Annotated in this window: 21 protein-coding genes; 8 read left to right on the top strand and 13 right to left on the bottom strand. The window is 60.3% G+C overall.

All coding sequences use genetic code 11. The annotated features are described in order from the left end of the window. Positions 1 to 3: 3 nt before the first annotated feature. From HYZ49_10595 to HYZ49_10580, 4 genes are all read right to left on the bottom strand, one after another. On the bottom strand, positions 4 to 753 hold the full coding sequence (locus tag HYZ49_10595; protein ID MBI3242729.1) for a VIT1/CCC1 transporter family protein: 750 nt from the start codon (positions 751 to 753) through the stop codon (positions 4 to 6). 69 nt (positions 754 to 822) lie between these two features. Beyond that, positions 823 to 2,271: an aspartate ammonia-lyase gene (locus HYZ49_10590; GenBank protein ID MBI3242728.1), complete on the bottom strand. Its 1,449-nt coding sequence runs from the start codon at positions 2,269 to 2,271 to the stop codon at positions 823 to 825. 169 nt (positions 2,272 to 2,440) lie between these two features. Then, entirely contained in the window at positions 2,441 to 2,857 is a 417-nt protein-coding gene (locus HYZ49_10585) for a ferredoxin family protein (GenBank protein MBI3242727.1), read from the bottom strand. Positions 2,858 to 2,879: 22 nt separating this feature from the next. After that, entirely contained in the window at positions 2,880 to 3,485 is a 606-nt protein-coding gene (locus HYZ49_10580) for a superoxide dismutase (protein MBI3242726.1), read from the bottom strand. Between the two features lie 118 nt (positions 3,486 to 3,603). On the opposite strand from HYZ49_10580, the gene HYZ49_10575 reads away from it, so the two are divergent. The 5 genes from HYZ49_10575 (at position 3,604) to HYZ49_10555 (ending at position 8,898) form a co-directional block, all read left to right on the top strand. Next, entirely contained in the window at positions 3,604 to 4,542 is a 939-nt protein-coding gene (locus tag HYZ49_10575) for a DMT family transporter (protein MBI3242725.1), read from the top strand. A 131-nt stretch (positions 4,543 to 4,673) separates the two neighbouring features. After that, positions 4,674 to 4,838: a hypothetical protein gene (locus HYZ49_10570; protein ID MBI3242724.1), complete on the top strand. Its 165-nt coding sequence runs from the start codon at positions 4,674 to 4,676 to the stop codon at positions 4,836 to 4,838. 9 nt (positions 4,839 to 4,847) lie between these two features. Continuing rightward, positions 4,848 to 6,605: a serine/threonine protein kinase gene (locus HYZ49_10565; GenBank protein ID MBI3242723.1), complete on the top strand. Its 1,758-nt coding sequence runs from the start codon at positions 4,848 to 4,850 to the stop codon at positions 6,603 to 6,605. A 66-nt stretch (positions 6,606 to 6,671) separates the two neighbouring features. Then, positions 6,672 to 7,229 carry a hypothetical protein gene (locus tag HYZ49_10560; GenBank protein ID MBI3242722.1) on the top strand — a complete coding sequence of 186 codons (558 nt, stop codon included), beginning with the start codon at positions 6,672 to 6,674 and terminating at the stop codon, positions 7,227 to 7,229. A gap of 592 nt (positions 7,230 to 7,821) precedes the next feature. Beyond that, complete coding sequence (locus HYZ49_10555) at positions 7,822 to 8,898, top strand: hypothetical protein (protein MBI3242721.1); 1,077 nt, start codon at positions 7,822 to 7,824, stop codon at positions 8,896 to 8,898. 3 nt (positions 8,899 to 8,901) lie between these two features. On the opposite strand, the gene HYZ49_10550 is transcribed toward HYZ49_10555, so the two are convergent. The 3 genes from HYZ49_10550 to HYZ49_10540 all read right to left on the bottom strand — a co-directional run bounded on the left by HYZ49_10550 (position 8,902) and on the right by HYZ49_10540 (position 14,726). Next, the gene (locus HYZ49_10550) at positions 8,902 to 9,498 is read right to left on the bottom strand and encodes a nicotinate-nucleotide adenylyltransferase (GenBank protein ID MBI3242720.1); all 597 of its coding nucleotides are present in this window, start codon (positions 9,496 to 9,498) and stop codon (positions 8,902 to 8,904) included. 75 nt (positions 9,499 to 9,573) lie between these two features. Continuing rightward, positions 9,574 to 10,854, bottom strand: a complete 1,281-nt coding sequence (obgE, locus tag HYZ49_10545; protein MBI3242719.1) for a GTPase ObgE — start codon at positions 10,852 to 10,854, stop codon at positions 9,574 to 9,576. Positions 10,855 to 11,543: 689 nt separating this feature from the next. After that, a complete protein-coding gene (locus HYZ49_10540; GenBank protein ID MBI3242718.1) occupies positions 11,544 to 14,726 on the bottom strand; it encodes an SUMF1/EgtB/PvdO family nonheme iron enzyme in 3,183 nt (1,060 codons plus the stop codon). A gap of 326 nt (positions 14,727 to 15,052) precedes the next feature. On the opposite strand from HYZ49_10540, the gene HYZ49_10535 reads away from it, so the two are divergent. Next, positions 15,053 to 15,688 (top strand): pentapeptide repeat-containing protein, encoded by a 636-nt coding sequence (locus HYZ49_10535; protein MBI3242717.1) that lies wholly within the window; start codon positions 15,053 to 15,055, stop codon positions 15,686 to 15,688. A gap of 81 nt (positions 15,689 to 15,769) precedes the next feature. Here HYZ49_10535 and HYZ49_10530 read toward each other — a convergent pair whose 3' ends face one another. The 4 genes from HYZ49_10530 to HYZ49_10515 all read right to left on the bottom strand — a co-directional run bounded on the left by HYZ49_10530 (position 15,770) and on the right by HYZ49_10515 (position 19,830). After that, positions 15,770 to 16,096 carry an FtsX-like permease family protein gene (locus HYZ49_10530; GenBank protein ID MBI3242716.1) on the bottom strand — a complete coding sequence of 109 codons (327 nt, stop codon included), beginning with the start codon at positions 16,094 to 16,096 and terminating at the stop codon, positions 15,770 to 15,772. Positions 16,097 to 16,209: 113 nt separating this feature from the next. Then, entirely contained in the window at positions 16,210 to 17,001 is a 792-nt protein-coding gene (locus HYZ49_10525) for an ABC transporter permease (protein ID MBI3242715.1), read from the bottom strand. A gap of 96 nt (positions 17,002 to 17,097) precedes the next feature. After that, a complete protein-coding gene (locus tag HYZ49_10520; GenBank protein MBI3242714.1) occupies positions 17,098 to 18,357 on the bottom strand; it encodes an ABC transporter permease in 1,260 nt (419 codons plus the stop codon). A 78-nt stretch (positions 18,358 to 18,435) separates the two neighbouring features. Next, positions 18,436 to 19,830, bottom strand: a complete 1,395-nt coding sequence (locus HYZ49_10515; protein MBI3242713.1) for an efflux RND transporter periplasmic adaptor subunit — start codon at positions 19,828 to 19,830, stop codon at positions 18,436 to 18,438. A gap of 148 nt (positions 19,831 to 19,978) precedes the next feature. Here HYZ49_10515 and HYZ49_10510 point away from each other — a divergent pair, with 148 nt between their 5' ends. Together HYZ49_10510 and HYZ49_10505 are read left to right on the top strand one after the other, a co-directional pair. Then, a complete protein-coding gene (locus HYZ49_10510; GenBank protein ID MBI3242712.1) occupies positions 19,979 to 20,737 on the top strand; it encodes a hypothetical protein in 759 nt (252 codons plus the stop codon). 57 nt (positions 20,738 to 20,794) lie between these two features. Continuing rightward, positions 20,795 to 23,221, top strand: a complete 2,427-nt coding sequence (locus tag HYZ49_10505; GenBank protein ID MBI3242711.1) for a HEAT repeat domain-containing protein — start codon at positions 20,795 to 20,797, stop codon at positions 23,219 to 23,221. Positions 23,222 to 23,274: 53 nt separating this feature from the next. Here the strand turns inward: HYZ49_10505 and HYZ49_10500 are convergent, their stop codons facing one another. Further along, entirely contained in the window at positions 23,275 to 23,607 is a 333-nt protein-coding gene (locus tag HYZ49_10500) for a DUF167 domain-containing protein (GenBank protein MBI3242710.1), read from the bottom strand. Between the two features lie 29 nt (positions 23,608 to 23,636). Further along, a complete protein-coding gene (locus HYZ49_10495) occupies positions 23,637 to 23,906 on the bottom strand; it encodes a YggT family protein (protein MBI3242709.1) in 270 nt (89 codons plus the stop codon). Positions 23,907 to 23,908: the final 2 nt, after the last annotated feature.

Below are 23,908 nucleotides of genomic sequence, written 5' to 3'. Positions count from 1 at the left end.
GTCTTAGCCGCCCGACTGAACCCCAAACAAGGCTCCAATCAAATACCCGGCCAGGGCCGAGACAATGCCAATGACGGCCATTTGCAACCCGCTCTTGAGAGGGCGGCCAACAGTGATGCGCGCTTTGTACGCGCCCACCGCGAACAGGGCCAGCGCCGAGAGCACTAGCGACAGCGGCACAGCAACCATCAGCGGAAAGAGCAAAAACGGGATGAGCGGAATGAACGAGCCAGTGAGGGCTGAGAACCCGACGACGAGCGCGGCGCGCAGAGCATTGCTGTCTTCTATCGGCGCCAGCTTAAGCTCGTTACGCATCATCACGTCCACCCAGGCTTCCTCATTTCGGATCACCTGCGCCACCGCCTGCTCCAGCAGGCCGCCCTCAAACCCCCAGGCCGTGAACACGTCGCGCACTTCCTGCTCTTCGGCATTGGGCATCTCGCGGATCTCGCGCCGCTCGCGCTCCAGTTCCGAACGGTAGTGATCGTGCTCGGCCAGAGTCGAAGTGTAGGCGACTGCGCCCATCGAGATCGATTCGGCAAAGGTGGCGGCCAGACCGCCGGCGATCACGATCCGCAGATCGGACGATGCCGCCGCCACGCCCAGAATTACCCCCAGCGTGTTCACCAGCCCGTCCTGCCCGCCGAGAATAATGTCGGCCAGGGCAGCCGAGGCCGGGCGCGGCTCAAAATGTTTGAGCGCCTCGCCGAGTTTAGTAGGAGGCAGGCTTGGCGGGATAATTGTTGATGTCATAGGAAAGCCTCGGGAATTGGAAATTGCAGGGCGAATTGACAATTCGCCCTGCAGAAATCCGCTAATTTGTCATCCGCCGCCCGCCGGGCCGCCGAGGCCGCCTTCAGTCAGCTTGCGGATGTCGCCCAGCACGCCGTCAATATCAGCCAGCGTGATCAACGCGCCGCTATCCTTGTTTGTTAGTTCGCCTTTGGCGATCCGTTCTGCCGCCACTTCGCGGATGGTCATGTTGCGCTTCATGGCCTCCTTCACCAGCTCGGCGGCGATCATGTAGCCAATGAGCGGGTTGAGGGCGGTGGCGACGATCGCGTTTTTGGCGAGCCAGCCTTCAGCCTTCTCGCGTTGGGCGACGATGCCCTTCACACACTTGTCGGCAAAGGCGTTCACCGCGCCGATCATCACCTGCATTGCCTCAAACAGGTTGTGGGCGATGATGGGCATCATCACGTTGAGTTCCAGTTGGCCGGCCTGGGCCGCCAGCGACACGGTGAAGTCGCAGCCTTGCACATGGAACATCGCCATGTCCATCATCTCGGCCAGCACCGGGTTCACCTTGCCGGGCATGATGGACGATCCGGGTTGAACGGCGGGCAGACGAATCTCGTCAAGGCCGGTGCTGGGGCCGGACGAGAGCAGGCGGATGTCGTTGGCGATCCGAATCAGGGTGACGGCCAGAGTCCGAAGCGAGGCCGAGAAGTCGGCAGCATCGGCCATGGATTGCATGCTCTCAAACAGGTTATCGGATTCATATAACTTGATCCCGCTGATCTCGCTCAATCGTTTGACCATGCGGGCGTGATATTCGGGGTGAGCGTTGAGGCCGGTGCCGGTGGCCGTGCCGCCGATGCCCAGCCGCCGCAGACCTTCGGCGGCGCGGGCGATTCGTTCGCGGTCGCGAGCCACCGCTTTGGCGTAGCCGCCAAACTCCTGGCCGAGGCGAACCGGCACGGCATCCTGCAAATGGGTGCGGCCCGATTTGACGACGCCATCGAACTCGGTTGCTTTGGCCGCGAGCGCGCCGTGCAGGTTGTCCACCGCCGCCAGCAATTCGTCCAGCCGCCACAAGCACCCCAGCCGGATCGCGGTCGGAATGGTGTCGTTGGTAGACTGGGCCATGTTCACATCGTCGTTGGGCTTGACGAGGTAGTTGCCCCGTGTCCCGCCCATCTTTTCGGAGGCCAGGTTGGCGAGGACTTCGTTAGCGTTCATGTTGTGCGAAGTCCCGGCTCCGGCCTGGATGGGATCGACGACAAACTGCGAGTCCCATTTGCCGTCCATGACTTCGGCGGCGGCGGCGACGATGGCCCCGGCTTTGGCCGGGTCGAGCAGGCCGAGGTCGCGGTTGACATCGGCGGCGGCCCGTTTGATCAGAGCCATGCTCCAGATGAAGGCCCGCCAGGGCCGCATCCCGGAGATTGGAAAGTTGAGCACGGCGCGTTGAGTCTGCACGCCGTAAAGCGCGTCGGCTGGCACTTGCAGTTCGCCAAGCGAGTCTTTTTCGGTTCTAAAGTTGGACATGAGGCAACTCCTTCAAAATTGGTTACGTGATTTGGCCGCGTCGCGTCACAGAAATATATCGCGCCGGGATCGGCGAGTCAAATGACAAACGGCAGTGATTTCTTAGCTGTTTGGCAAAAAAAGAGAGAGCCGGAGGAGGCTCTCTCTGACCCACAGCAGGGAGGATCAATTATTTGGCGGGATAGCCCGGCCCACCCTTGAAGTAGTCGTAGTTCTTCTGGTTGTCGGCTCTGAGGTCAATCACGTCGCCATCGGCCAGCACGTACGTTTGCTTGAGCATAATGTGCTCTTTGCCCTTTTCACTTTCCACTTCGTGTTCTTCAGTGGCCTTGTCGGCAAAGTTCGAGTCTTGCGGGGCGCTCACGCGCATGCCGGCCTTGCTGAAGTCGCCCGGCACTTCATCTTCGGGGAAGATGGCCTCAAAGGGGCATTCGGGAATGCAGGCGCCGCAGTCAATGCAGGTGTCGGGATCAATATACATCCACGGCCATTCGTCCGACGGTGTGCCCGGAATGATGCACTCGACCGGGCAGACCTCAATGCATGCGCCATCGCGCAGGCACAAACTGGTGATAATGTGAGTCATAATTGTCTCCTGAGAGAATTTTTTATTTAGCCGCGTATCGCGCCGCTACTGAATTCCAATCCACCACGTTCCACCATGCGGCCAGGTAATCGGCCCGGCGGTTCTGGTAGTTGAGGTAATAGGCATGTTCCCAAACGTCGCAACCCAGGAGGGGCGTCTTGCCTTCCATGAGCGGGCTATCCTGGTTCGCCGTCGAAACCACTTCCAGGGCGTTGTTGCTCATCGCCAGCCAGGCCCAGCCACTGCCGAAGCGCGTCATGCCGGCGTTGTTGAACTTTTCCTTGAAGGCGGCAAAACCGCCAAAGGTTGCGTTGATGGCCTCGCCTAGCGCGCCGCCCGGCTCGCCGCCGCCGCCCGCCTTCATGCTTAGCCAGAACATGGAGTGGTTGGCGTGGCCGCCGCCGTTGTTGCGCACGGCGGCGCGGATGTTTTCGGGGACGCTATTCAAATCAGAGATCAGGGCTTCGATGCTTTTGGCGGCCAGGGCATCGTGGCCTTCGAGGGCTTTGTTGAGGTTGGTGACATACGCTTGATGATGTTTGCCGTGATGGATTTCCATCGTTCGCGCATCAATGTGAGGCTCAAGAGCATTGAAGGCGTAAGGCAGTTTGGGCAGTTCGTGGGCCATGCGACATCTCCTTTGATGTTTAATTTAACTTGGCTAAGTTCTGACTGTTTGTGATTTTAGCCTCATAGAAAATCGTTGTCAAGCTAAAGCATAACTTGCGCTAGAATCGTTTCAAAACGTGTCCACCTCAGCGCCTCGCCCCGCCCTTCACCCTTATCTTGGCATCGTCATCGGCGTGCTGGCCGTCTCGGCGGCGTCCATCATCATCCGCTATGCGCTGGCCGCAGGCGCGCCGCCGTTGGTCATCGCAACCTACCGCCTCGCGTTTGCCTCGCTGGCGCTGGCCGCCCTGGTCGCCGCCCGCCACCGCGCCGAGCTGGCCCGCCTCACCCGGCGCGACTTGTTGCTGGCCGGCGGAACCGGGGTCTTTCTGGCCGCGCACTTCGCCGCCTGGATCACCTCACTTCAATTCACCACCGTCGCCAGTTCCGCCGTGCTGGTGAGCATTTCGCCGTTGCTCGTCGGCGTCCTCTCGTTCGTGGCCTGGCGGGAAAAGATGAGCCGGGCGTTGATCATTGGCCTGATCGTCTCCCTGATCGGCGGCGTCATCGTCGGTCTGGCCGACGTATGCGCCGTCTCTCGCGGGGGGGTTGCCTGCCCGCCCCTGGCCGACTTCGTGCAGGGCCGGGCTTTTGCCGGCGACCTGCTGGCTTTGGCCGGCGCGGTTGCCATTGCCTTTTACTGGCTTATCGGGCGACGGCTGCGCGAGGCGCTTCGCGTCTCCCTCATCCCTTACATCTTTTTGAGTTACAGCACAGCGGCCATCACCCTGCTCACTACGGTTATCGTCAGCCGCCAGCCGTTAGTTGGCTACCCGCCCGCCGCTTACTTTTGGATGGCCGTGTTGGCCCTCGTGCCGCAACTTATCGGCCATTCGGCCTTCAACTGGGCTTTGCGTTATCTCTCGGCGACCTACGTCTCGGTGACAGTGTTGGGCGAGCCGGTTGGCTCGACGATACTGGCGGTGATGCTGTTGAACGAAGCGCCGGGGCCGCTCAAACTCGGCGGCGGCGGTCTGATCCTCGTCGGGATATTACTTGCGTCCCAACATAAATAAGGTAGAGTATTGAAATGCTTGCCAGGAATGATCGTGGATTGAAACGTTTTCGTAACCCACGACCAACTAAAATATGACCGGAGGTCAATATGATGCAGGTGCGTTGTCAATGGTGTGGTTGGAACTTTACGATGAAGACTGAAACAGTGGAAGCGGCCGTGGCCGCCGCCCAGGCGGCCAAAGCGATCCACCACGTGGAAAATTGCCCGAAGTGCCGCCGGGCATTAAAGATTCAGGTTTCGGAACTCAAGAGGCGGTTGCCCCGTAAACCGGCCAGCGCCGAGAGTCCCAGTTAAACATCCAGCATGGAATTGGTCACAAAGTCGTTGCTTCGAACCTGCCCGGTTTGCGGGCACGAGACTTCTCAAAACAATAAAATCTTCTGCGGCGAGTGCCAGCAGTTATTGCCCGATTCCCCGCCGCTGGACAATCGTTACAAGATTGAGCGCAGTCTCGGCGAGGGCGGCTTTGCCCACACTTACCTGGCGAACGACATTCGCACCCGCAAACCGGTGGCCATCAAGCGTGTTGAGCTTGCGCCCGGCTCGCCCGAACAGGCCAACACCATCCGCCGTTTCTTTGAACGCGAACTGAAACTGCTGGCCGGCCTCAACACGCCGGGCCACGCCAACATCCCCGAAGTGCTCGACACCTTCTCTGACGAGAAGGCCGAGTATCTGGTGATGAAGTACGTGACCGGCGAAACGTTGAAGCAGAAACTTTACGCCAACGGGCCGATGGCCTGGGACGATCTCAGCCAGCGCCTGGAGCAAATGCTTTCGGCTCTGCATTACATGCACTCGCGCCCCGAGCCGGTGGTGCACGGCGATGTGAAACTCGACAACATCATCGAAGACGATACCGGGCGCTTGTTCCTGGTGGACTTCGGTCTGGCCCGCCAGCAATCCATCCCCGGAAGCTGGAGCACCGAGAGCGGCGCGGCGGCCGGCACGCCGGGCTTTGCCAGTTGGGATCACTGGCGCGGCGGCCCGTCGCCGATGTCGGACGTTTATGCCGTTGGCATGACGGCTTACCTGATGCTGGCCGGGCTGGGCATTTACCCCGACCTGGTGCGGCGCGAACAGATGACGGGCCAGCGCTTCACCCCTCACGCCGGCCTGACCCCACCCGATTTTGAAGAGCTTGATATTCCCAAAGACGTTCAAGACTTGTTGTTGGCGGCCACCACCACCGAACCGGCTCAACGCCCGACCGCGATCCAATTTCAGAATCGACACGTCGCCATTCGCGAAGCGAAGAACCGGCCCGGCAACGTCTCTGCCCCGGTCACGGTGACGCGGCCTCTGGTCTTCCCCGGCGGCGACGCCGCCCACTCCGAAGCCGAGTTCGCCATGCTGGCCGATCATCATCTTGACGAGGCGCTGGACTTTTTATATCACGACGATGCGCTGGCCCGCTGGCTCGAAGCGCAGTGCTTTCGGGGCGACCTGGCTCAGGCCGTGCGCGACATTCGCGACAAGCGCCTTGACGAGCACGAAGCATTGGAGTTGTGTCTGCAAACACTCGATCCGGGGCGCCCGGCCCCGGCGCTGGTCATTGAACCCGACCCGTTGACGGTGGCCCGGTCATTTTTCACCCGCACCGGGCGCGGCGAGTTCACCCTCGTCAACAAAGGGCCGGGCTACGCTCGCGTGGAACTGCGCTCCAGCGACGACCGGGTGAAACTTTCGCCCGACGTGCTTACCCTGGACTTGAACGACAAGCAAACGGTGAAGATCGTCGCCCCGCCGCGTTCGGTGCGAAAATCCAAAAACCGCCCGCCCCTCAAGCTGGACGTGAAGACCGAGCGCGCTTACGGGCCGCATGTCGAAAGTTACGCCGTCAAGGTTGCCCGCCAGCCGGGCTGGTACTTCATTCGCGAGGCGGTGATGCTTGCGGTGATGGTGACTGCCGGGTTGTGGCTGTTGACGGTGGGCGCGACCTGGTGGCCGTGCGTGGCAACGCAAGGGTTGAGCGGTTGCCAACTGCCAACGGTTGAGCAGTCACTCAGCCTTCTGCAAACGTGGTGGGGGCAACTGGCGGTGATGCTGGCGATTCCCTGAGCACTGAGTAATGTTGGCTGGGCATTTGGACCAATAGCGTAGGTTCCGCTGGCTATCTGAGGCTTCATGTCACTAAAGGATATTGCTCTACCGACAGCCGCTTTGATTATCGGAGCAATTGCCGTATGTATCGCTATTATTAGAACAATTCATTTGAAAGAACTCCTGATTCAACTAACTCCTCTGCAGTCAATTTTCCTCGGGGTTTTCGGCGCGCTTCTTGTCATCGCTGGCTTTGTTGGCTATTTTGTTTCCCCTCAATCAAGTACAAACCTGCTGTCATTAACACCTGCTGCTCAACCAACAGCAACATTTATCGCCGACACGAGATGCAAAGGAAAAGAGGTGGGGGCAATTATTGCTGGGAATCCTGTGCCTTTGACTGACTGGCAGGCAGATTGCGCCTATCATCAAGTTCTCAACGGCGAAATAGTTGTACTCACAACATGGGGCATCATGCTTCAATATGCCGACAAGACGATAGCAAACGCAACGATTATTCCACCTGGAGTTGCAGTTAACGCTCCCCTCAATTCTGTTCTTTTTGCTGGATACTACAACCGAGATGGAGTTGAGCAGGCTTATAGGCTCAAGAACCCAGATGCCCCAACGCCAATCCCTTGATAGCTTTGTTGAATGTCAAAGGCTGGCGCGTTGAAAGTGGAAAAGGTGTATTCTTGGTTGACGATTTCGGCTTAATCCGATGCAGGGAGATACTATGAAATCACCAGGCAAGGCGTTAGAGGCGAAACGAGCACTGGCGATTCTGTTTGGCACCTTGATTGTTGTCCTTCTTGGCTCTGTGTTTCCAACCAGAGCCTCTGAAGAAACTTCGGCCCTTATTACTCAAACACCTAGCCTTACTCCTCATCCATGTTATGCCGCGCCGCTAACGCAAACGCCCAATTCGGACACATTCTTCTTGGACAGTGACCACGGGTATTGGGGCGTCTTTTGTGAACAGTCGCCCTCGGGCCAATGGCCCACCTGGCGCAAAATAAATACTCCACCGCCAACGCCTATACCAAGCCAGGAACCAACAACAATAGGACCTGTTGGTGGCACAACTCTCCAATGTTCTATAACGGGATTAGCAACTCCTATCCCCCCTCCTGCTCCTACACCAACGTCTGCCCCAGACAACACCGGTTACGCGAATGTGCATTGTTACCGAAATCTCCCATCCGAGCCAAATGCAGTTTCATTTGATCTGACCATGACATTTTGGCTTGATTCAACCACCTTCAACAATGAGGCTGGTTCGACTTCTAAGATCCAGGCGATTGAGTTCACCATGAACAAATGGCACAAGTCCAATCGTTACGAATTTGCCCTGCAATGGCAAAATGTTGGTGACGGCGCGCCGCAATGGCGCTATTGGAATCCTTGCCAAACTGAAAAATGGGTGGGGGTTCCAGGCATGAGTACATTTCCTGCTTCAGAAGTAAGACTGAGAAGGAATGCCTGGCATACATTAGTTCTTAAAGGGAATATAACGGCCAACCAGGAAGTTCATTATCAAGAATTTTCAATTGATGGAAAACCACCTCATGCTCTCGACATTACTATCCCACCTGTTGCCGACACGCCATCTGATGATCATTTAGCCATTGCTATTCAATTAGATGGGAACGCTTTGGAGGCACCCTATGACGTTTTCCTTGATAGCGTACATTTTACTCGTGAGTATGCTCCCAATACCAATTTACTCCTTCCGCCGCCATGCACACGAATGCCAAAGGGCCTTGCCTCCATAAAAACGATGCGGCCACTGTTTGATTGGGATAAGGTGGGCGAAGCGTCATCCTACAATCTTCAAATTGCCACCGACCAGAATTTCACCCGACTGGTGCAGAATTTGAACGTCACATCGTCGGCTTACGCGCCGACGATTGATTTGCCGAAGGGGACAACTCTATTCTGGCGGGTAAGAGCAAACAGGTCGAATGGGACATCTAGCGTCTGGTCTCGCGTCCGGCACTTCGATACGCCCAACCCGCCGAGCGTGCCAGCCCTGCTCTTGCCTGCCAACGGCGCAACCGTGACCAACAACAAACCTACGCTGGATTGGAGCGATTCGACTCCAGGCTTGGAGCACTACGAAGTGCAGATTTCGACCAGCACAACTTTTGCCACCCTGCTTGGCCGCGGGCAGGGCGGGCGAACAGTGGCTTCACAGTACACGCCCGAAGCGGCCCTGCCAATTGGCACGTACTACTGGCGTGTGCGAGCAGTGAACGCTCAAGGGGAGTTCAGTCAATGGTCAGCAGCGAGAAGTTTTAGAGTGCTGTGAGGCTTACTGTTTATACAACTGCTCCCGCTCAATAATCGCCCGCACTTCACCCGGAACCATTTCCTCCACAGATTGACCTTCGCGAACGCGCTGCTGGATGTCGCTGGAGGCAATTGCCAGGCGCGGCGACTCGACCCAGACGATGCGGGCCGCCACGCCGGGGATGCTTCCTTCCAAGTCATCCAGGTCGGCTTCAGCGCCGGGCCGCCCCAGCACTGCCAGCAACGCCAGACGAATGAGGCCGCCGGGCCGCCGCCACTTCGGCAAATCGCGCAAAGAATCTTCGCCCATCAGAAAATAAAGTTCTGCGCCGGGAAACTGGCGGCTCAAAATCTCAAGCGTCTCGACGGTGTAATGCGGGCCGGGCCGATCCAAATCCACGCGAGAGAGGGTGAAGGCCGGGTTATCGGCGATGGCGGCTTGCACCATCTCGACGCGAATTTCTTCCGGGCTGAGTTGCCGATCCTGTTTGAGGGGCGATTGGCCGGCGACGACCCACAACACTTTATCCAATTTCAATTGCTCGCGAGTGGCGGAGGCTAACGCGAGATGGCCGAAGTGAGGGGGATCGAAGGTGCCACCGAATATTCCTAAACGCACCTAAATTTGTACACAGATTTACATAGATGAACACGGATAAAAAATCTGTGTAAATCTGCGTTCATCTGCGTCCTATTAATCGCTCCACTCCAACTCGGCATCGCCAACCATCACCGTATCCCCCTCTTTCACGCCCGCCTCGGTGAGCGCGGCGCGGATGCCCAGCACCTCAAGCAGTTGCTGGAAGCGCAAAGCCGAATCTTCGTACTCCCAGATCGTCATCTCGGCGGCGCGCTCGATGCGTTTGCCGGTCACGCGCCACACGCCCCGGCCCTCGTCGTGAATCTTGAAGGCGTCCGGGTCAACGCTGGGGCGGTAAACGGGCATGGCTTCGTAGACGGGCGCGGGCGGCGCTTCGGCCAGCAGTTGGCTGGCGCGGTTGAGCAGGTCGCGGGCGCCCATTTGGGTGGCGGCTGAAACGGCCATGATCTCGTAGCCGCGCTTTTCGATCTCGGCTTTCACCGAGGGCCACTTCTCGCCCACGTCCGCTACGTCCATCTTGTTCAGGGCCACGATCATCGGCTTCTCCATCAGCTTCTCGTCGAACAACGAGAGTTCGGTGAGAATCTGGCTGAAGTCGGCGACGGGGTCCGGTGAGAGGCCGTCGAGGATGTGGATGAGGACGCGGGTGCGCTGAATGTGACGCAGGAAGGCGAAGCCGAGGCCCGAGCCGAGGTGCGCGCCTTCGATGAGGCCGGGGATGTCGGCCAGAACGACGGTGTTGTAGTTGCCCAGGTCGGCCACGCCCAGGTTGGGGGTGAGGGTGGTGAAGGGGTAGTCGGCGATCTTGGGGCGGGCGGCGCTGACCGAGGCCAGGTAGGTGGACTTGCCGGCGTTGGGCGCGCCGACGATGCCGATGTCGGCGATGAGTTTGAGTTCGAGCTTGAGGGTGCGGGCCTCGCCGGGGTCGCCGCGCTCGGCGGTGCGTGGGGCCTGGTTGCGCGACGAGGCGAAGTGCTGGTTGCCGCGCCCGCCCCGCCCGCCTTTGGCGATGAGCAAACGTTGACCCTTCTCGGTCAGGTCGCCCAGTACGTCGCCGGTTTCCCCGTCGCGAACGAGCGTGCCGGGCGGCGCTTTGATTTCGAGGTCGGGGCCGGACTTGCCGGACATATTTTTCGCGCCGCCGGGCTTGCCGCTCTCAGCCGCGTAGTGGCGCTTGCGCTGAAAGACGAAGAGGGTGTTTTGGGTAGGGTCGCAGACGAGGAAGACCGAGCCGCCTCGCCCGCCGTCGCCGCCGCTCGGCCCGCCGAGCGGGATGAATTTCTCGTGCCGGAAGGCCACGATGCCGTCGCCGCCGTTGCCGGCTTTGATGGTGATCTGGGCCTGGTCGAAGTATTGGATGTCTTTGGGGGGCATTGGAGATTAGAGAATTAGAGAATTAGAGAATTGGAGAATTGAGGCGGTGATTGAATTATAGCGTAATGAAAAGAAGAACAACGGATCAACCGAGTTAGCGGATCGCAATCCGCGCTTTGCGTTCGGTTAATCCGTTGTTCTGAAGAGGGAGAGAGCACGGATTCCCTGAATGGGCGGATTCTGATCCGCTTACGCTTTGCGCGAAAATCCGCGCTCTGCGGCCCGCAATCGCGATCCGTCAAATTCACCAAATCCGTTGTCCAGTAAATTGCCCGGCCCCAACGTTCCACCGCGCAGGCGGTGTACCAGAGGGGGCCGGGCTATTCTGTATTTGCCCCATCGCTTGCGCGACAGGACGGGACTCAACCGCGCTGTCTCTCGTGGGTGGCCTCGGCTGCCGTCCGTGAACGGTCAGCACTGCTGGCACGGGGCAGGAAGCGTTCCTGCCCAGCAAGACTTCGGAGAGTCATGCCGCCGCGCACACCCGAAAACCGTTGTTGTTGTTCCAGTTGTCGGGATGGTTGTTGTTGCGCGCCGAAGCGGTAAACGGCTGGCCCCATAGCAAGGCAACGTATTGCCTATCACTACCTTTTTTCGCTGACTACACGCACCTTCTGAAAATTTTTGCGCGAGGGCGCTTTGCGCCCCTTCATCGCGATCAGAAATCAGAAGTTCAGAAGTTCAGAAATTCAAGAGCGAGAGACAGAGGCCGCCGCGCACACCCGAAAACCGTAGCCGTTGCCCCAGTCGCCGGGGAGGGAGCCGTGGCGCGCCGAAGCGGGTACGTCCTCAGCATCACTATACCATGCGCCGCCACGCAATGCGCGCCAATTATTGTCCTTCCCGTAAAGGTTCGCCTGCCACTCCCACACATTCCCGCTCATGTCCATTACTTTTGCAAGACTCATGCCAGCCGGGTACATGCACACCGGTGTTGTTCCGCCCAGGTCAGACTCGGAAGTGTTGGCATGCTTCGCAATCACAATCTCATCGCCCTTCACTTTCGCCGGAGTCTTTTGCCAGGCGTAACGCGGCTTCTCCTTCTCCACTTTCGGGTCTTTCCACTTGCCTCCGGCGGCCTTCTCCCACTCGTCTTCGGTCGGCAGGCGGAACTGGAGGTTGGAAGTTGGAGGTTGGAGGTTAGAAGCTTCGGGCCATTCACGCCAATGATGCGAAAGCCAGACGCAGTAAGCGGCGGCTTCGTACCAGGTGACGCCGACGACCGGGAAGAGGCGGCGGGTCGCGCCGAAGCGCGGGTCATCCCAATAAACCGGCCTGCGCTCCTTGCCGCCGTTCTTTTGAAACCACTTCCACGCTTCGTCGCCCATGTTTCGCGTCGGCGTCTTCTGGTCGGCGTCGAAGGCGGCCACGTTCTGCCAGATGGTGGCTTTGTCGTAATCGTCCGAGTCGAGGAAGCGTTGATATTGGATGTTGGTGACGGGGAAACGGGAGAGGAAGAACAACGGATTGGTGGAATTTAACGGATCGGAATCCGTTAAATTCCACCAATCCGTGTTATATACCGGGACAAAGTCAAACAAGTCCGGCGGCGTCCAGCCCAGCGCGTCGAGGAGTTCGCCGGCGGCGAGGCGGGTGCGTGGGGAGAGAGTGGAGGGTGGAGAGTGGAGGGGTTGATCGTTTGGGTAGTCGGCGCTGGCGGGGTCGGTGTCGCGCATGAGGTGGATCAAGGCGCGCTCGACCAGGTCTTGTTCCGGGCCGGGGAGGTAACCGGCCATGTCCACCGCGCACTGTCCGGCCATGAGCAGGCGAGCGTGGCGAGCGCCTGGTTCAGCATTTGGGTCAGCGGCGGCGGCGAGGATGGCGTTGATCAGGGACGCGCGCTTTGCCTCCAGCGGCCCCGGGTAAGCGCCAGCCAGAAGGATCACCTGCTCCCACCAGTCATCGGCAAGATGGGCCAGCGCCGTGCGCACAAACTCGTCATCACTTTTGCTCACCAGCGCCGTCGCCGCCAGATATTCGCGGAAGCCCTGATGGGTGAAGGTGTGCTTCCCGGCCTCTATTTCGACAAGGAGGCCGCTCCGTTCGTGCGAATTGAGCAAAAAATTTTCAGCCCACGAGTCAGCAGTGGCTTCGTCTTTGCGCTCTTGGCGGCGCAAATAGTCGGCCAGGGCGGCGCGGGCGCGGGCCGTTGGGGCGTCGGTCAGTCGCTCGGTTTGCATCCACAAAGCCAGGTGCGCCAAGCGGCTCTTTTTGATCGCCACTGCCTTGGCCACATCGGCGAAGGCCGCGCCCGTGCCGTCCTCCTGCGCCAGTTCGTGAGCGCGGGCTAGTTCGCGCTCCTGCGCTTTCCAAAAGCCGAGCAACAAGTCCACAATCTCTTGATAGACTTCCACCCGGCGCTGAGGCAACTGCGCCCCGTGATACTTGTAAACCAACACCAGCGCCGTGCAGAATAACGGCGTGCTGGCGATGAACGTCAAATCGCGCGAGGCCAGAATCCGCTGAGGGAGATCGGCAGAGTCTTTAGCCCGTTGCGCTGGATTCGACTCAAGCGATTGGACAAGGTTGCTCACCAATTGGCGGATGCCATCTGGGCCCAGCGGGTTGACATCGGCGATGGCAGGCGCGGCGGGGCGCAGATACACTTCCACCGACTCGTAACCTTTAGGCCGCGAGGCCAGCCCAAAGCGGTTGCCCTTGTCGGCAAAGTGGCGAATGAACGCGTTGACATGCTGGGCGACTTCAGCTCGAATTGCGGCCACTTCGTCCAATCCGTCGAGCAGGATCAAGCAACGGCCTTCGGCCAAACGGCGGTCAAAGAAACCCGCCGAAAGCGACAACCGATGCTCATTGCGGAAGTAATGCTCCATAAACTCGGTGAGCGCGCCCGGCGCGGGGCTGGTGAACCGCGCTCGATTCTCGCCCAGAAACACGCCGAAGTTGCGCAGACGAACAAAGACGGGCAAGAGCGTCGGGCCATTCCAATCGAGATCAGCCTGGGCGCTGCCTTCGGCAAAAGCCAAACCGGCGCGACGCAGGAGTGTAGTTTTGCCGGAACCGGGCGGCCCCTTCAGCAGAAAACACGGGTGACGGTTGAATACATCGCTAAGCGAAGCCGGTTTGATTTCTTCATGATCAATTTCCCCCTGCCTTTTCGAGAAAGAGGAGCGGGAAGTCAGGTCAACGCGGCGGCGGGCTTTTTCTTCCTCCTGCGGGTCGCGCAAGGTAAGCGGCACAAACACTTCGGCCAGTTGAGCGTCGGCCCGCGCCTCCGGCCCACTGCGGCGGGCGAGCGGCAATGGCATGTAGCGCAACTGCTCGCGGACAAGCGCTATGTAATCCCGCAACGCTTTCTCATCATCAGTCGTCAGGCGGCGGTCAGCCAAAAAGGCTTCGTCAATTTCAATCTCCCGACGGGCGTGGCCCAGCGTCTCGCGCAACAGGCCGCGCTGATCCAATTGGTCAGCATACCGAATCCCATCGCCAAACCCCTCCACCTTCACCAACTCAACCCGCAGTTTGAACAGCGCCGTCGCCAGCGCCGGGCGGTGCGAATCATCCAGCTTCAAGTCGCGCAAAAGGTCGGGCGGCAGGCGGGCCGGGTCGTCGGTCGTCATTTCCACGACGGCGGCGGCGGCGCGGGTTGCGAGGCCGGGGCTGGCTCTGAGGTCACTGAAGGCGAAGAACAGCCGGGTATCTTTTTCGTCGGCAGGCAGGGCGGCCTGCAAGGCCTTCGCCAGCCGGGCCTCGTCCTTCTTCACGTTGTAGCCGCCCGTGAGCCAGTCCCGGAAAGGCTCCAGGCCCTTTTCGAGGGCCGGGTCTATCACGCCCTTCTCGGCCAGTTTGGTGAAGACGGTGACCAACGCCGGGCCGGGGGCGGAGGCGATGAGGGCGAAGGTGGCGGGGTCCATGCGAGTCTCTCCTGGTTCCTGTGAATCACCAAGATAATAGTCCAGAACCGGGAAAAGGCAACTTTAGATACAATGGACGGAGCGAGCTTCTCTAATCCGCCCGTTGACCGTTAGCCTGAAATTTGCCCATTATTCCGCTGGGAAACACCCCAGCAAAATCAAGCCCATCTTTTGAACCAGGGGGCACGGGCGGATTAGAGCGGCTAAATCTTCGACACCCCATCTCTAAATGCTTCCGCGTATAGAAAATCTTTCCCATTCCAGCGCAAATAACACAATTCTGAGTATACTATTGGCATTATCGGCAAGGAATTGAGGACAACGCTATGATGGTCAACGGCTACAAAGTTGAACCCAAAGCCAATTTGCGCGGGGCCAATTTACGCAAGGCCAGCCTGCACGGGTTGGACATGCACAAGATTAACCTGAACCGGGCGAATTTGATGGGGGCCGACCTCACCGAGGCCAACCTGATCGGGGCCGACCTGAGTTACACCGACGCGCGCGACGCCAACCTGCGCCACGCCAAACTCACCGAGGCCGATCTCACCGAGGCCGATTTGCGCGGCGCCTCGCTCAACCTCACCAACCTCAGCCAGGCCAAACTGCACAGCGCCAACCTGCGCGGGGCCAAGCTCATCGAAGCCAACCTCACCCACGCCGACCTCACCGGCGCATTCCTGAGCCTGGCCACCCTGAGCGAGGCCAACCTGACCGACGCCAACTTGCGCGACGCCCGCCTGCTCGACAGCAACTTGCGGGACGCGAAACTGTGCGGCGCGAAATTCGGGGGAGCCGACCTCACCGGGGCCAGTTTGGTGAACGCCGATTTGACCGGGGCCAACCTGGTCGGCGCGATTCTGGAGAACGCCGACCTGACCGGGGCCAAGATCAGCGGGGCCAACATCAGCCTGGCCAAGCTCACCGGGGCCACCATGCCCGACGGCTCCAAGCACGAATAGAAAGATTTACCGCAAAGACGCAAAGAGCGCAAAGGAATCCTTGTAATTCTTTGCGTCCTTTGCGCCTTCGCGGTGAAATTGCTACTCGTACCTCAACGCCGCCATGGGGCTGAGAGCGGCAGCGCGGGTGGCCGGGTAAATGCCAAAGAACAGCCCAACGAATAACGAAAAGCCAACGGCCAAAATCACCGCGTCGGCCCGCACCGTTGTATCCAGTTCCGGCACGCGCAAGTGAATAATGTACGCGCCCAGCATCCCCAGCCCGATCCCGAACACCCCGCCCGACACCGACAGCGTCACCGCTTCCACCAAAAACTGAATCAAAATATTCTGGCCGGTCGCGCCCACCGCCTTGCGCAAGCCGATCTCCCGCGTGCGCTCGGTGACGGTGACCAGCATGATGTTCATGATGCCGATGCCGCCCACCAGCAAACTGATGCCGGCAATCGCGCCCAGAAACAGAGTGAGGATGCCGGTGATCTGGCCGAAATTACCGCAAATTAATTTTAATTAAAATATAATCAAAAAATGGGGATGCGGTGTTGTTCGCGCAGAACTTCGCCCGCCTCAAAGATGGCCCGGTCAACCGACTCGGCGTTTGGAATCTTGATCAAGATGATGCTCAGCCGCACGTCGCCCGACGCCGTGCGCGTCACAAACAACCGGGTCGAAGCCGTGCTGAGGGGCACGATCAGCACATCGTCCTCGTCGCCGAACGCGCCGCCGCCCTTCTCGGCCAGCACCCCGACGATCTTGAACGGCACGCCGTTGATTCGCACCGTCGCCTCCAGCGGATTCTCGTCCGGCGTGAACAGGTTGCTGACCGTCGTTTGCCCGATCAGCGCCACCCGTGCCCGCTCGTCGTATTCAGTCTGCGAGAAGTTGCGCCCGGCGGCGATCTCGAAGCTTCGGGCCGCTAAATAATCGGGGCTGGTCGCCCGAAGCGTGACCTCGGCGTCGTAGCTGGCGCGCGCGGCCCGCACCCCGCGCCGCAACATAGGCACGATGTATTCGGCTGACGGCACGCGAGAGGGATCGGAGAGCGCCCGCCAGTCGGCGTCGGTGAGAAAGGTCGAACCGGCCCGCGCCCCCCTCGGCCCGCCCTGAAAACTGAACTGCCCCGGAAAGACAAAAACCAGATTCGTCCCCAGCCCTTCAAACTGGGCCGTCACGTAGCGGCTCACCCCGTCGCCCACCGAGAGCAGGGTGATCACGGCGGCCACCCCGATGGTAATGCCCAACATCGTCAGGGCGGCCCGCAGCTTGTTGGCGGTCAGGGCGCGAAAGGCAAGGCGGATGTTTTCGGCAATCATTTGCTAAATATCTTCACCACGAAGACACCAGGGCACAAAGTTCCGCCAAGAAATCTTTGTGTAGCTTTGAGTCTTCGTGCCTTCGTGGTGAAACGATCATTCATATCTAAGGGCTTCAATTGGACTCAACTTAGAGGCCCGGTAAGCCGGATAGATGCCGAAGAACAAGCCGATGGCGGCAGAGAACAGAGTCGCCATCGCCACCACGTCCCAGGTCACGACGATCTCAAGGTTGTCCTGCAGGCTGGCGATCAACAGGGCCAGCGCCACGCCAAAAGCGATGCCGATGGCGCCGCCCGTCACCGAGAGCGTCATGGCCTCCACCAGAAACTGCCACAACACGTCGCCGCGCTTGGCCCCCACCGCCTTGCGCAAACCAATCTCGCGCGTGCGCTCGGTGACCGAGACCAGCATGATGTTCATGATGCCAATGCCGCCCACCAGCAAACTGATGGCGGCGATGGTTCCCAGAAAAGCGGTGATGGCCCCCGTCACTTGCCCAAAGGCCGAGAGCACGTCGGTTTGGGTGATGATCGAAAAATCGTCCTCAGCCCGGTAATCAATCTGGTGGCGGTCGCGGAGCAGGTCGGTGATCTGCTGAGCGGCGGCCTCCATCCGGTCACTGGCGCTCACCTGGGCGGTAATGAACGACACCCGCAAGTCGCCTTCACCGTTGCGGGCATTCGCCAGACGTTCCTGCATCGTCGTCAGCGGGATCAGGATCAGATCGTCGGCGTCGCCGAAGGTGGAGCCGCCTTTGCTCGCCAGCACGCCGATCACTTTGAAGGGGATGCCGCGAATCTTGATCGTCGTGCCAATCGGCGCTTCATCTTCGCCGTAGAGATTCTTGACGATGGTCTGGCCGATGACGGCCACCCGTGAGCGAGACACAAGCTCAGTCTGGGTGAAGAAGTCGCCGTCGGCCAGGGCGTAATCGCGCACGGCGGGGAAGTTGGGCGTGACGCCCCAGATGTTGGTCTGCGTGTCGGAGCGGCCAAACTCGACGGCGGCGAAGATGTCGTATTCCGGTGAGACGGCAATCACGTCAGGCGCGCGAACCGGATCAAGCAAGGCCTCAGCGTCGTCGTCCGTCAGGTCTTTGGGGTTGCTTTGAAATTGAGCCGCCGCGCCGGGCCGGTTGCCGTTGCTGTTCTCCCCGCCCGGTATCACGAATAGCAAATTGGTGCCGATGTTCTGGAACGAGTCGGAGACCGACTTCTCGACGCCCTTGCCGACTGAAAGCAAAGTGATGACGGCCCCCACGCCGATAATGATGCCCAGCATGGTCAGGGCCGCTCTCAGCCGGTTGGCGGCCAGCGCCCGAAGCGCGAGACGGATGTTTTCGGAAAGAGTCATGGTTTTGGACAACGGATGGAGCGGAAAGAACGGATGATTGTTTTTTATCCATTTACATTCGTTAAATCCGTTGTCAAACTACCCGCCGCCGAAGAAGCTCAACTGCTCGCGCAGGGTGGAGACGGCTACCGTGTCGCCGGCCTGCACGCCCTCTTTCACTTCGGAGAGGGTCTCGTTGCGCAGGCCGAGGGTGACCGGCACTTCGACGGGCTGGCCGTCTTTGAGAATGCTGGCCAGCACCTCGCCCGTGTCCCGGTCGCGGCGGATAGCCCAGTTGGGAACCAGCACCACGTTCGTGGCCCTGTCCACCACGATGTCGGCGGTGGCGCTCATCCCGGCGCGCAGTGGCGCGTCTGTCGAGTCCAGCACCAGGCGGACGGCATATGACACCACCCCGCCGTTCACCGTCGCCGTCGGCGCAATCTGATCCACCTGGCCGTTGATGACTTCGCCGGGCAGGGCGTCCAGAGTCACCGTGAGTTGCTGGCCGAGGGCAATGCGGGCCACGTCCACTTCGTCCACCGTCACGTCAATGTGAAAGAGCGAGTCGTCTACCAGCACAAAAGCTGAACCGCCGCCCGCCGTCTCGCCCAGCTTCACGTTCACCGCCGCCACCACGCCCACGAACGGCGCTTTGAGCGTGGCCTTCTCCAGATTCGTTTTCGCAATCTCCAGCGAAATGCGCGCCTGCTCTACCTGCGCCTGAGCCGCCTTCAATTGGGCCGCGCTCGGCCCGGCCTCCAGCTTGGCCAGGTTGGCCTGAGCCTGCGTCACCTGGGCATAAGCCGCCGACAAACTGCTGGAATTGATCTGCGCCTTCTTCAAGTTGTAGTCGGCCAGGGCAACGTCGTAATCGGTCTGGGCATTCTTCAGGGCTTCGGCCTGCGGCGAGTTGGGCGCGTAGTCTTTGAGGAACCAGGTGTTGAGCATGTTGTCGTAGGCCCACTGCGCCACCCGCAAATGCTCTTTGACTTTGTCCAGATTCGACTGGGCAATCACCAGCGAGTCGGGCTGGGCGTCGGTCTGTTGCTTGGCGGCGGCGTAAGTTGCGTTGGCGCTGGCAATGGCCGCCTGGGCCGCTTTGATCTCCGACTCGCTGGAGCCGGTCTGAAGTTGCTCCAGGTTGGCCTGTTGCAGAACGTAGGTCTGCTCGGCCTGGGCCACCGTCAACTCCAAATTCGTCGTGTCCAGCCGGGCCAGCACCTGACCCTTCTTCACGGCGTCGCCTACCTCCACCAGCACTTCGGCCACTGTGCCCGTTGTGGCGAAGCTCAAGTTCACCTGCGCCTCCGGCGCGATGCTGCCGGTGGCGCTCACGGTGGAGAGAATGTCACCGGTGGCCACCACCTCGGTGCGCAGGGCGGCGGCCTCGGCGGCGCGCTGGGCCGCCTGCTGTTGAAAATAGTAGGCGGCTCCCCCGGCCAGGATCAGAATGACGATGCCGGCGATGATGAGATTGCGACGTGAGAACATGTCGGGTGTAGTTCCTTTCAGCAAGAGTCAGCAGGGGATTATAGCGCACCCACTTTACGATTTTGGATTTGGGATTTTGGATTGGGGATTGGGGTTTTGGAGTTTGAGATTTGGGTTTTTGTTCACTGTTCATTGTATAATCCTGCTTGTGAGCCGCTCATCTACCCTCTACCGATTGCAAACCATTGACACCGAACTTGACCTGCGCCGCGCCCAGCTGGCAGAAGTGGACGCCAAGCTGGCCAACAGCCCGGCGGTGCAAAAAGCGCAGGCCGCCCTGAACGCCGCCCAGGCCCAACTGGCCGAAGCCCGCAAGAAGGCCAAAGACATCGAAGCCGAAAGCCAGGTCTTGGCCGCCAAGATCGCCGAAGTGGAAGACCAGCTTTACGGCGGCAAGGTGACGAACCCGCGCGAACTCAAAGACTTGCAGGCCGAGGTTGACTCGCTGAAGAAACGACGCGGCGGGCTGGACGATCAACAGTTGGCGGCGATGGAGGCCGGGGAAGCCGCCGAGGCCGGGGAGGCCGCCGCCCGCGAGGCGCTGGCCGCCGCCGAAACCGTCCGCGCAGGCGAGCAAACCGATCTCGTTCGCGACCAAGGCGCGCTCGAAGCCCTGGTTGCCAAAGCCAGCGGCGAGCGCGAAGCCGCCACTTCCAACATCAACCCCGAAGACCTGGCCCTGTACGATTCGCTCCGCCCGCGCAAACGCGGCCTGGCCGTCTCCCTGCTCGAAAGCGGCGTTTGCAACGGTTGCGGCGAAGCGCCCTCCTCGGCCCGCATCCAGGCCATCCGCCAGAGCGAGAATCTGGTGCGCTGCAGCAACTGCGACCGCATCCTGCACGCCGGGCAAAAGGTGGACTACAACCTCAAACAGGGCGGCGAAGACGAGATGATCTTCCGGTGGTGATTGGCATATCGCGTATCGCTGATAGCTTATTGCGATACGCAATACGCGATACGCACTATGCGCTTTGATCTCGTCTCCTTCCTCCTCGGCTTTCTCACCGCCACCATTTTCTTCGGGCTGATCTATCGCTTCCGCGAAGGTCTGCGAAACACACGCGATAACATCGGCGACACCTTCAAGCGATTTGGCGAACGCCTCAGCTCCGGCGCCGAGCAACGCTACCGGCAGGACGTGCTGGGCCTCTGGCAAACCCATCACATTGCCGGCTCCATCATCGCCCTCGACGAAATTTTCGTTCAACCGCATTTCTGGATTGATGAACCGATGGCCGACCCCGGCAAAGAGCCGGAATCCGACCTCACCCTCGTCGTCCCATCCACGCCCGACTTCCCCGACCTGACCGCGCTCTATCAAACACCGTCTTACACGCTGCGCGATCTCGCCCGCGCCCCGCACAGCCTGATCGTCGTCGGCAGGCCCGGCGCCGGCAAGAGCGCCCTGCTGGCCCAGCTTGGCTCCATTGCCGCCGAGTCCAACGTCGCTACTGAAATCTTTGACAAGCCGGTCGTGCCGGCGCTGGTTCACGTCGGGGATTTGGAATTGCCCATCGCCGAAAAAACAGATCCGGCTCAACCGTTGGTGGAGGCCGTCTCGGCCCGGTTGAGCGCCATCACCGCCCCGGCTTTTCCCTCCTTCTTCAAAAACATCCTCAAAGAAGGCAAGGCGCTGATCCTGCTGGATGGCTTCGACGATCTGCCGTCCTCGCATCAGGCGCTGGTGATCGAGTGGCTGAGAAATTTCCGGGCAACTTACGGGAAGAATCGGATCATCGCCACCGGGCCGCTCGCCGGCTTTGCGCCCTTCCTCTCGCTCGACTTCGTGCCGGTGATCATGGGCGGCTGGTCAACGACGATGTTCCAATCGCTGGTGGACAAGTGGGTGGCGGTCTGGCCTTCGGTGCTGGCCGCGCAGAAGCGCCGCAAGCGCGACGACGATCTCGACCCGGCGCTGGTGGCCGGCTGGCTCACCGGCGGCGCCGGCGGGCGGTCTCCACTGGACGTGTCGCTGAAGATTTGGACGGGGCTGGCCGGCGACGCCGAGGGCGCGCGCCCGGTAGATTGGTTTGAGACTTTCGTCAAGCGCCTGTCTATCGCCCCCGAAGCGCGCAAAGCATTGGAGCGCGCCGCCGCCGAAATGCTGTCGCGTGATCGTTACGGCGCGCCGCGCGAGAAGCTGGTGGAGTGGATCAACGCCAGTCGAGCCGAGACGGCTCACCCGTCGTCCATGGACGCCGACGATCTGGTGGACGAGTTGGCGCGCAAAGGCGGCCTGCTGGTCAAACGATCCGGCGGGCGCTATTCATTTTCACATCCGGCAGTGGCCGGTTATTTGGCGGCGCGACATTTTGCGGCGGGCAGCGACACCGACGCGATCACGGCAGTTCATGGACAGCCGGGCTGGACGGTGGCCTTGCGGTTTTATGCCTCGCTGGCCAATGCCTCCAGCATCGCCATGCAAAGAGTAGCCGCGCCGCCCGACGCCTTTCAAACGGATTTGTTTGCGGCCGCCGGCTGGCTGAGCGATGCGCCCCTCAATGCGCCCTGGCGCGGCGACGTGTTCCGCAAGCTGGCTCAGTTCTTTGTGACCCAAAACCTGCCCACTCAATTGCGGGCGCGGGCGGCCTGCGCGCTGGTGGCCTCGCGCGACGAGAGCGTGAACAAGCTCTTCAAGCAAAACCTGAGCAGCGCCGACCCGCTGGCCCGGCAGTATGCGGTTCTGGCTCTCGGCGCGTTGAGCGACATGACGGCAGTGGGCGAGATTCGCAAACTGTTGAACGACGACGATTTGTACGTGCGCTGGGCGGCGGCGCTGGCCCTGGCCGTCATCGGCGACCAGAACTCGCTCGAAGGGTTGGCCGTCGCCCTGGTAGAGGGCAACGAGCAACTGCGCCGGGCGGTGTGCGAGGCGCTGGCCCTACACCCGGCTGAGGGCCACAAGATGTTGCAGGACGCCATCAAGGACAAGGATGTGGTGGTGCGGCGCGGCGCGGTGGCGGGCATGAAGCGCGTCGGCCCGGCACCCTGGGTGCTGGAACTGTTGGACAACGCTTTCCTCAATGATACGCAGTGGCTGGTGCGCAACGCCGCCGAGGCCGCGGCTCAGGAATTGCGCGAGCCGCCGGATCATTTCCCCGAACCCGTGCCTTCTCCCGAAACGTCAAGCTGGCTGGTGGCCTTTGCGGCCAGCAAGGGGCGCGGCGTGCCTGCCGGCCCGGCCAGCAAGGCCGCTCTGGTGCAGGCCATGCAGGATGGCGACGAGCCGAACCGCATGGCCGCCGCCGATTACCTGGGCCGCCTGACACACACCGACGCCATTCCTGTCCTCATCGCCGCCGCCCGTGAAAATTCGCCCGGCGTGCGTGATGCGGCCTACAAGGCGCTGGCGCATGTTGCCATGGCCACCGGGCAAAGAATAGCGTTGTAAGGGCAACAAAAAAACGGCGCTCCCCGCGCCGTTTTCTGTTCACTGCCCACCGTTCACTCCTCATCATCCCCATCTTCTCGCGCCAGCTTTTGCAACAGCTCTTCCACTTGCGCCGGGGTGATGTTGGTGACGCTTACCAGCTTCTGGGTGCTGGTCTCACCGGCCACGATGTCTATTCGCGACTTCGGGACGTTGAGGGCCTCGGCCAGCAATTCGATGACGGCCTCGTTGGCCTTGTTGTCCACCGGCGGGGCCGTGACCCGCACCTTGAGCGTGCCATCCGCCATCACGCCCACAATCTCGTTCTTGCGCGCCCGAGGCGTCACCTTCACCGACAGGGCCGACCCGCCCGTGCCTTTGCCAAACTGAAATTTATGTGCCGACATATTGCCCTCCCTACCCTGGCATTTTACTATCAAAAGATGGAGCGTACTATAGTAGACAAGATTGGGACAATGACCCAATTGATCAACAACATGGCGATCATCGGGCTGAAGTCGAGCATCATCCCGGACGGCATAATATTACGAATGGGAGCCAGGATTGGCTCTGTCACTTGAATGACGAAGTTGACAACCGGGTTGTAACGATCCACCTGAACCCAGGAAAACACGATCCGGGCCAAAATGAGCAATGAGAACAATGCTGCCAGCAGGTTGATAAGACTGATCAGGGTTTGAGCCATAA

Source organism: Chloroflexota bacterium (assembly GCA_016197225.1).
In the GTDB taxonomy this organism is placed as follows: Bacteria; Chloroflexota; Anaerolineae; order Anaerolineales; family VGOW01; genus VGOW01.
Note: the sequence above shows the minus strand (reverse complement) of the source record. Positions and strands in the feature narration are given on the sequence as shown.

Excerpts from the sequence above, each read along its gene's own strand:
- HYZ49_10500 (MBI3242710.1), bottom strand. The coding sequence starts at position 23,607 with ATGTCGGCACATAAATTTCAGTTTGGCAAAGGCACGGGCGGGTCGGCC.
- HYZ49_10555 (MBI3242721.1), top strand. The coding sequence starts at position 7,822 with ATGACATTTTGGCTTGATTCAACCACCTTCAACAATGAGGCTGGTTCG.
- HYZ49_10590 (MBI3242728.1), bottom strand. The coding sequence starts at position 2,271 with ATGTCCAACTTTAGAACCGAAAAAGACTCGCTTGGCGAACTGCAAGTG.
- HYZ49_10525 (MBI3242715.1), bottom strand. The coding sequence starts at position 17,001 with ATGATTGCCGAAAACATCCGCCTTGCCTTTCGCGCCCTGACCGCCAAC.
- HYZ49_10580 (MBI3242726.1), bottom strand. The coding sequence starts at position 3,485 with ATGGCCCACGAACTGCCCAAACTGCCTTACGCCTTCAATGCTCTTGAG.
- HYZ49_10515 (MBI3242713.1), bottom strand. The coding sequence starts at position 19,830 with ATGTTCTCACGTCGCAATCTCATCATCGCCGGCATCGTCATTCTGATC.
- HYZ49_10505 (MBI3242711.1), top strand. The coding sequence starts at position 20,795 with ATGCGCTTTGATCTCGTCTCCTTCCTCCTCGGCTTTCTCACCGCCACC.
- HYZ49_10560 (MBI3242722.1), top strand. The coding sequence starts at position 6,672 with ATGTCACTAAAGGATATTGCTCTACCGACAGCCGCTTTGATTATCGGA.
- HYZ49_10540 (MBI3242718.1), bottom strand. The coding sequence starts at position 14,726 with ATGGACCCCGCCACCTTCGCCCTCATCGCCTCCGCCCCCGGCCCGGCG.
- HYZ49_10565 (MBI3242723.1), top strand. The coding sequence starts at position 4,848 with ATGGAATTGGTCACAAAGTCGTTGCTTCGAACCTGCCCGGTTTGCGGG.
- obgE (MBI3242719.1), bottom strand. The coding sequence starts at position 10,854 with ATGCCCCCCAAAGACATCCAATACTTCGACCAGGCCCAGATCACCATC.
- HYZ49_10585 (MBI3242727.1), bottom strand. The coding sequence starts at position 2,857 with ATGACTCACATTATCACCAGTTTGTGCCTGCGCGATGGCGCATGCATT.
- HYZ49_10535 (MBI3242717.1), top strand. The coding sequence starts at position 15,053 with ATGATGGTCAACGGCTACAAAGTTGAACCCAAAGCCAATTTGCGCGGG.
- HYZ49_10595 (MBI3242729.1), bottom strand. The coding sequence starts at position 753 with ATGACATCAACAATTATCCCGCCAAGCCTGCCTCCTACTAAACTCGGC.
- HYZ49_10530 (MBI3242716.1), bottom strand. The coding sequence starts at position 16,096 with ATGAACATCATGCTGGTCACCGTCACCGAGCGCACGCGGGAGATCGGC.
- HYZ49_10520 (MBI3242714.1), bottom strand. The coding sequence starts at position 18,357 with ATGACTCTTTCCGAAAACATCCGTCTCGCGCTTCGGGCGCTGGCCGCC.
- HYZ49_10495 (MBI3242709.1), bottom strand. The coding sequence starts at position 23,906 with ATGGCTCAAACCCTGATCAGTCTTATCAACCTGCTGGCAGCATTGTTC.
- HYZ49_10570 (MBI3242724.1), top strand. The coding sequence starts at position 4,674 with ATGAAGACTGAAACAGTGGAAGCGGCCGTGGCCGCCGCCCAGGCGGCC.